5 protein-coding genes are annotated in these 6,600 nt (G+C 49.2%); 3 read left to right on the top strand and 2 right to left on the bottom strand.

From position 1 onward, the window contains the following. Positions 1–358: 358 nt before the first annotated feature. Both ABDW72_RS14585 and ABDW72_RS14580 read right to left on the bottom strand, forming a co-directional pair. Positions 359–1,018: an HD domain-containing protein gene (locus ABDW72_RS14585; RefSeq protein ID WP_347159323.1), complete on the bottom strand. Its 660-nt coding sequence runs from the start codon at positions 1,016–1,018 to the stop codon at positions 359–361. An 80-nt stretch (positions 1,019–1,098) separates the two neighbouring features. Next, entirely contained in the window at positions 1,099–1,575 is a 477-nt protein-coding gene (locus ABDW72_RS14580) for a hypothetical protein (RefSeq protein WP_347159322.1), read from the bottom strand. A gap of 700 nt (positions 1,576–2,275) precedes the next feature. Between ABDW72_RS14580 and ABDW72_RS14575 the strand changes: the two genes are divergently transcribed. From ABDW72_RS14575 to ABDW72_RS14565, 3 genes are all read left to right on the top strand, one after another. Then, positions 2,276–3,112: a DUF481 domain-containing protein gene (locus ABDW72_RS14575; RefSeq protein WP_347159320.1), complete on the top strand. Its 837-nt coding sequence runs from the start codon at positions 2,276–2,278 to the stop codon at positions 3,110–3,112. A gap of 139 nt (positions 3,113–3,251) precedes the next feature. After that, complete coding sequence (locus tag ABDW72_RS14570) at positions 3,252–4,034, top strand: polysaccharide biosynthesis/export family protein (protein ID WP_347159319.1); 783 nt, start codon at positions 3,252–3,254, stop codon at positions 4,032–4,034. Positions 4,035–4,046: 12 nt separating this feature from the next. Continuing rightward, positions 4,047–6,419 (top strand): GumC family protein, encoded by a 2,373-nt coding sequence (locus ABDW72_RS14565; RefSeq protein ID WP_347159318.1) that lies wholly within the window; start codon positions 4,047–4,049, stop codon positions 6,417–6,419. Positions 6,420–6,600: the final 181 nt, after the last annotated feature.

Below are 6,600 nucleotides of genomic sequence, written 5' to 3'. Positions count from 1 at the left end.
CAGCTTACACTTTCTTGGAGCAGAACAGTAAATTCAAACCTGCCAGAATCAATGCCTAATTTCCGAGTTCACGTTAAAGTTAAGGCCAATAGGTGTTTAAGACTAAGTACTTACAGTTTAGGTTAAAAATAATATAGTAACAAATTAGGACATTCGCCAGCAGAGGCGCAACTGGAGTTAAGTTGAGTATCAACTCGCCGGACATACTTTCACCGCATCATCTTGGTATTGTACCGGCTCCTAAGCTTACTGGTGAACAGCAAGGGCATCTGATAAACCAAGAAAAAAAGATCTTATAAGTATAAAGCCCACTTTACTTCAAGTATACCACACGAAAAACAGGAGCGGCGATGGCATTTCACCGGTTTCCTTCCCACTCGGCATAGAACTGTTCCAGGAAATCCTCCATGTACTGGTGCCGCCGGGTGGCGATCCTTCTGGCAGTAGCCGTGTGCATCCGGTCCTTCAACAGCAGCAGCTTTTCATAAAAATGGTTAATTGTAGGAGCGGTGCTGGCTTTGTAGGCTTCAAACGAATCGTGGAGCACCGGGGCAATATGTGGATTATAGAGCTCCCGGTTCTTATGGCCACCATAGGCAAAAGTGCGGGCAATCCCAATGGCGCCGATCGCATCCAGCCGGTCTGCGTCCTGCACAATGCACCCTTCCAGGCTGCTCATGGCCGACGAGGTGCCCGCCCCCTTAAACGACAGCTCCTGGATGATCAGGCAAACCGCTGCAATTACCTCAGAAGGTACTAGTTGCTGTTCCAGCCATTCCTTTGCCATACGTGGACCGACAGTTTCATCACCATTATGAAATTTGTGGTCGCCGATGTCGTGCAGCAGGGCCGCCAGTTCTACAACATACAGGTCTGCTCCCTTTTCCTGTGCGGCAATGGCTTTGGCGTTGTTCCAGACGCGGTAAATGTGCCACCAGTCATGGCCGGAGCCTTCGCCGGTTAGGAGGTCATGCACGTAGGTTGCCGTTGTGGCGATTACAGTTCCATTGGAAGTCATGGGCGGATGTGCTTGCTTTAGAGCCAAAGCTAGGCATTTTTAAGCGGAAGCTGCAAGTATAAACGGCGGAAACTGCCCGGCTAATAAGGTACTGCTGCGAGTATGGCTGGCTCTTGGCGTTGAGGAATTGTGGCTTTTGTCTCCAGTTGTTCTTCCAGCAGTTCGGCCCAAGTGTACAGGTATAATACCACATCGTCGCGCACATTGTGTTTCAAAAATTTTTGCTGTGCGGGCAGACGTGCCGTAATCGCCGGATGGGAGAGGCGCTCCAGGTGTGCCAGGTCATCGGTGCTAAGCCCCATTTCCAGCATCTGGTCTATGATCTCGTCCAGCGGCAGGCCACTAAGCGGGCAGTAGTCGCGGAGCTGCTCCTGCCAGTTGCCGTGCCGCCGCATGGCTGCCCCATGAATCCGGCCTTTGCTGTAGTGCGTAATGGTTTGGGCCAGGTGGCCGCAGTTGCAGCTACCCATATGGCCCCACTGGTAAGCCGCTCCCTGCGCCAGCCGTTGCGCTGTGTCGCGCAGGACCTGAATCAATTCTTCCGAACTTCTGGCCATGACATTCCTTTCTAATTAATGTTGTTTATTCTGTCTTAGCACTGCTTCTGCTGGTATACCTATAGCAGAAAGCTATTCCTCTTTTCTGTATCCGGCAAGCCTGCCGTCTGGGTTTCAGACAGGCAGCATAAATTGGTAAAAGCTGGAGCATACCTTGGCTACCGACTGACTACCCCGGTCGTTTGCTGCCGTTGAACTGCCATCCTACAGAAAACCGGTTCGCTGCCGGATGGTTTAGCAGGTAACGATGATTATCTTTCCAAAGGCTGAAATTGTTCGTAAGAAGCAATTCTTAACGCAGTGAGTGCTTGCTATCTGAAGGAGGCGATTCCGGGGAAAGGGTATAATTTAAAGACGTAAGCCAGGAATTCTTTCTGCTGGCGTGGCGCTAAACCCGGTAGTTTTTTAACCTACCGGGTTTACTTTACTTCCTGTTCAAGCGACATCAGGAAGTTTTGAAGCTGAGTAGCATTATGATGTAATTCTGGCAGCCCTGGCATAAGCACCCGCTGGTGCCTTGCACTTGTTTCATGAAAGCCGCCGTTTAGAATCACTTTTTACCGACTTCTTTAGTGATGTTAAGTGCTACACCTTAACTATAAACACTAAACAGCACCTTAGTTTTTCCGGTATAGGCTTCTTTTTCCCGAACGCCTTTGTTTACTTTGCCGGGCTACTTAACAAGCTTATAGTATATTTTATGCAGCGTTTTTTTATACCACTTGTTTTTCTTCTGGCAATATTCTATTTTACTTTAGTTAGTTTCCCGGCACAAGCGCAGATCCTGAATATTGAACGCGCCCGCGTGAACCAGGATTCTACCAATTACCTGACCGGAAAGTTCGGCGTAAATTTCTCGATCTATAACCAGAATGCCGGCAAAAACAACCCCAACAACTACCTGCAATTGACCTTCGATGGCAACCTGGCGTATGTATCTGCGCACAACAGCTACCTGCTCATCAACAATTACAACTACCTGCTGGTGAACTTTACCTCCAAAGAGCAGCGAAACACGGTAGCCAGCACGGGCTATTCGCACTTCCGCGTAAATTTTCTTCGGAAACGAAAGTTATCCTATGAAGTATTTGCCCAGCTGCAAGCTGATAAAGCACGGGGACTGAACCTGCGCACCCTGGAAGGCGGCGGGCTTCGGATCGCATTGCTCCGTGAAAAAGATGTGAGCTTGTATGCCGGCACAGGCCTGATGCACGAGCATGAGGAGTGGCAGAACCCGGAGCCGGAAGGGGAGAACATTCAGATCTCAGACCTGCTCAAGAGCACGAATTATGTGAGCGCGAAGGCCAAGTTCAGCGAGGCGGTAGGGGCGGAGGGGATCGTCTATTACCAGTTCGGGTACGACAAAAGTATTGAACGCCTGCGCAACCGGGTAAGCGGCAATGCCTCTCTTGGTGTTAAGCTGAACAGCAGGTTTAAGTTCAGGACAAATTTTACCTGTACCTACGAGGATCGCCCAATCGTGCCGGTGACAAATTTTGTGTATGCCCTCACCAATGGCATCGAAGTGCAGTTTTAGCTCCTGGTCTTAAATTATTTAGTGGAGACAAGTAGAAAGCGAAGATAAATTCATAATTTCACCCCTTCAAAAACAGGTGGCTGTAGCAAAACACTGCTTACCTGTGTTTATCTGAAACGATTAGGAGCATACCAAACGAATGCATAACACCCTGAAAGCGTTTGGGATACTGATCGGAGTGCTGCTTTTCGCCTCCTGTGTACCCCAGAAAAAGCTGATCTTACTGCAGGACAACCCCCAGGTGGCCAACCAGGGCAAAGCAGACGAACTTCTCAAGACCTTTGACCTGAAACCGCAGGTCTATACCCTGAAGCCGGGCGATGTGCTGTCGCTGCGGGTGCAAAGTACGACAGCTAATGAGTACAATTTTCTGAATACCGGCGTAGCTACTTTCGGTGCCACTGATCCTGTATTAGACGGGTATACACTGGACACGGAAGGCAATATCCTGCTTCCTGCTATTGGCAAGGTGAACCTAAGCGGACTGACCATGCCAGAAGCGCGTATCAAAGTAACCGAAGCGCTGCGGCCTTATCTCTCCGACCCGACCGTGAACCTGCGCCTGCTTACCTTCCGGTATACGATCTTGGGGGAAGTAGTTCGCCAGGGACAGTTCACCACTTACCAGGATAACATCAATGTGATGGAAGCCCTTGCCTCGGCTAGTGGCCTGACGCCCTATGCTAAAAGAGACCGCATCAAACTGATCCGCTATGAAAACGGACAGGCCCGGCTCTACACGTTCAGCATCCTGGATGATAATGTGCTGGCCATGCAAAACTTTTACCTGCAGCCGAACGACCTGCTTGTTGTTGATCCTTTGCCGGCCAGAAATATAAAGGAGAACCTCATTGCCAATATTGCTTTAACACTGTCAGTGGTCTCCTCCTTAACTTTAATTATTCAGCGCCTTCTGCAATAAACGAATTACCTCTTGGAAAAGAATACGATAGAACAGCAGGATGCCGGGCTGGATATAAAGCGGCTGTTACATAAGGTCCTCTTATACTGGTACTGGATCGTGGCTTCCGTGGCTGTTGCCCTGCTGATTGCTTTCCTGGTGAACAGGTATACCATTCCGCAATACCAGGTTACCTCCTCCGTTATGATCAACCAACCCGTGGAGGATGGTGCCTCTGCGGCTGCCCTGCTGTACGGTACCGAAGTTTTTCAGGGCTCCAAAGATCTGACAGATGAATCGATCCTGATCAAAACCAAAGCCCTGGTCTTACGAACTTTAGATAAGTTGCACTTTGATGTCACTTATTACCAGCAGGGTAATGTGAAGTTAACGGAGGTATATGGTGCCGCTTCCCCGATACAGCTCAGCTATGATACTGCCGCAACGGTAAAGCCCTATGGCGTTCTGTTTAAAGTAACTGTTCTGGATCAGGACAATTATCAAATCTCAACGGAGAATCCGGGTTGGAATGCTCCTTTCGATGGTAAAAAGTTTACTTTCGGCAAGGTGTATACGGTAAATGGCTTTACATTTAGCTTTAGCAGCAGAATACAGGATGCTTCAGAGGTGAACAATGAGCTGCTTTTCAGGGTGAACGATCTGAAAGGAGTAGCCGGCCAGTATGCGGCTGCCCTGAGTATTTCCCCTTACCCAGGCGGCGCTTCCGCCCTGGTACTGAATATAACTGGACCTACGCCTGCCAAAGAAATCGATTTTCTGAACGCGCATATGCAGACGTACCAGCAGCAGAATCTGGCGATAAAAAATAAAAATGGCAGTAATACCATCAACTTTATTGACGAGCAGTTACAGCAGATCAGCGATTCGCTTGCTTTTGTAGAGGGCCGGTTAGAAACGTTTAAAAAAAGCAATTCCACGCTCGATCTAAGCTCCGATGGCAGCAAAACGGCACAGGAGTTGAAGGCATTAGAAGATACGAAGGCAACGCTCCTGGTGAACGATAAATATTACCAGTACCTGCACACCTACCTGCAACAGGGCAAAGAACAGGAGCAGGTAGTGGCACCGGCTAACTTGGGTATTTCCGACCCTGTACTGAACGGACTAATTGGGCAATTAGTGACCATACAGGGGGAACTGGCTGTCTTGTCTCAGAACGATAACAAGGCTAACCCTATCATTAGCAATGAACTGAAAGTAAAACGGCAGCAGCTTTCCGAGCTGCGCAGCAGCTTACAGGAGAACCTGTCCAGCCTGGAGACTGCCAATAATATTGCTTTACGCGATCTGAACAGCCGGATAGCGACGGCTGCCGGTAAATTACAAGCCTTGCCTACTGCCGAGCGAAAACTGATCAATATTGAGCGGCTGCATAACCTGAGCGAAAATCTATATGTTTTCCTGATGGAGAAGCGGGCAGAGGCTGGCATTGCCATGGCCGCCAATACGTCAGATGTGACTATATTAAGTGAAGCGGTTCGGTCTGCTCAAACGGCTCCTGCCTCTAATAAGAATTATCTGATCGGGTTGATTTTAGGACTGGCTATACCTGTTTCGCTGATATTCCTCAAAGACTTTTTTAATAATAAAGTCAGCACTGTAGAAGAACTGAAGCGATTCACTTCGCTGCCGCTGCTGGGGATGATCGGGCACAACAAGAACGAGCAGTCCAGCCTGATTGACCAGAGTCCTAAATCAGCACTGTCAGAAGCTTTCCGAACCGTCCGTTCTAACCTGCGCTTTATGACAAATGCCCAGCTGAAGACGGGAAAAATATTTGTGATCACGTCCTCTATCAGCGGCGAAGGCAAGACCTTCTCGGCCAAGAACCTGGCCTATATTTTCGCTATCTCCGGGGAACGTACGCTGCTGGTAAATGCGGACATGCGCAAGCCGAACAACAATACGGATTTTGGTGTAAGCAGCAGCCTTGGGCTAAGTAATTACCTGGCAGGCTATGCCACCTTAGAGGAGGTCGTCCATCATACCCTACAGGAAAACCTGCATATCCTGCCCTCCGGCGATATACCACCTAATCCATCCGAGTTATTGCTGAACAGGCGCATGGAGGAACTGGTCGCAGAACTGAAGCAGCGCTATGATTACATCATCATGGATACGCCGCCGGTAGGCCTGCTGTCCGATGGCATGGAACTGATGCAGCTGGCGGATGCCAACATTTTTATGGTACGCCAGGGCTACAGCTTAAAAAGTTTCCTGACCAACATTCAGCAGCAGTACGAAACCGGGAAGATCCGAAATACGGCGATCCTTTTCAACGATGTGGATTTTGCGAAACTGAACTATGGCTATGGGTACGGGTATGGCTACGGCTACTATGCCGAAGATGTGCAGCAAAAGCTCTGGTGGAAGCGCTGGATGTAAGCGAAGCAGCCCTACCGCAGTAGGGGCACCTTCAGGCTAGGTTAAACCTCTAAATAACAGCCGCGAATCTCCAGATTCGTGACATAGGGTAAATGTGAAGGCGCTGTCTTTACTGGTCCGAAAGGACAATACAGCATAAAACGTAAGAGCAAGTACCACATCTGCCTCTGCTCTTTCGTAT

Origin of the sequence: Pontibacter chitinilyticus, assembly GCF_039748935.1 — a bacterium.
Taxonomy (GTDB): domain Bacteria; phylum Bacteroidota; class Bacteroidia; order Cytophagales; family Hymenobacteraceae; genus Pontibacter; species Pontibacter chitinilyticus.
Note: the sequence above shows the minus strand (reverse complement) of the source record. Positions and strands in the feature narration are given on the sequence as shown.

Excerpts from the sequence above, each read along its gene's own strand:
- ABDW72_RS14585 (WP_347159323.1), bottom strand. The coding sequence starts at position 1,018 with ATGACTTCCAATGGAACTGTAATCGCCACAACGGCAACCTACGTGCAT.
- ABDW72_RS14580 (WP_347159322.1), bottom strand. The coding sequence starts at position 1,575 with ATGGCCAGAAGTTCGGAAGAATTGATTCAGGTCCTGCGCGACACAGCG.
- ABDW72_RS14575 (WP_347159320.1), top strand. The coding sequence starts at position 2,276 with ATGCAGCGTTTTTTTATACCACTTGTTTTTCTTCTGGCAATATTCTAT.
- ABDW72_RS14570 (WP_347159319.1), top strand. The coding sequence starts at position 3,252 with ATGCATAACACCCTGAAAGCGTTTGGGATACTGATCGGAGTGCTGCTT.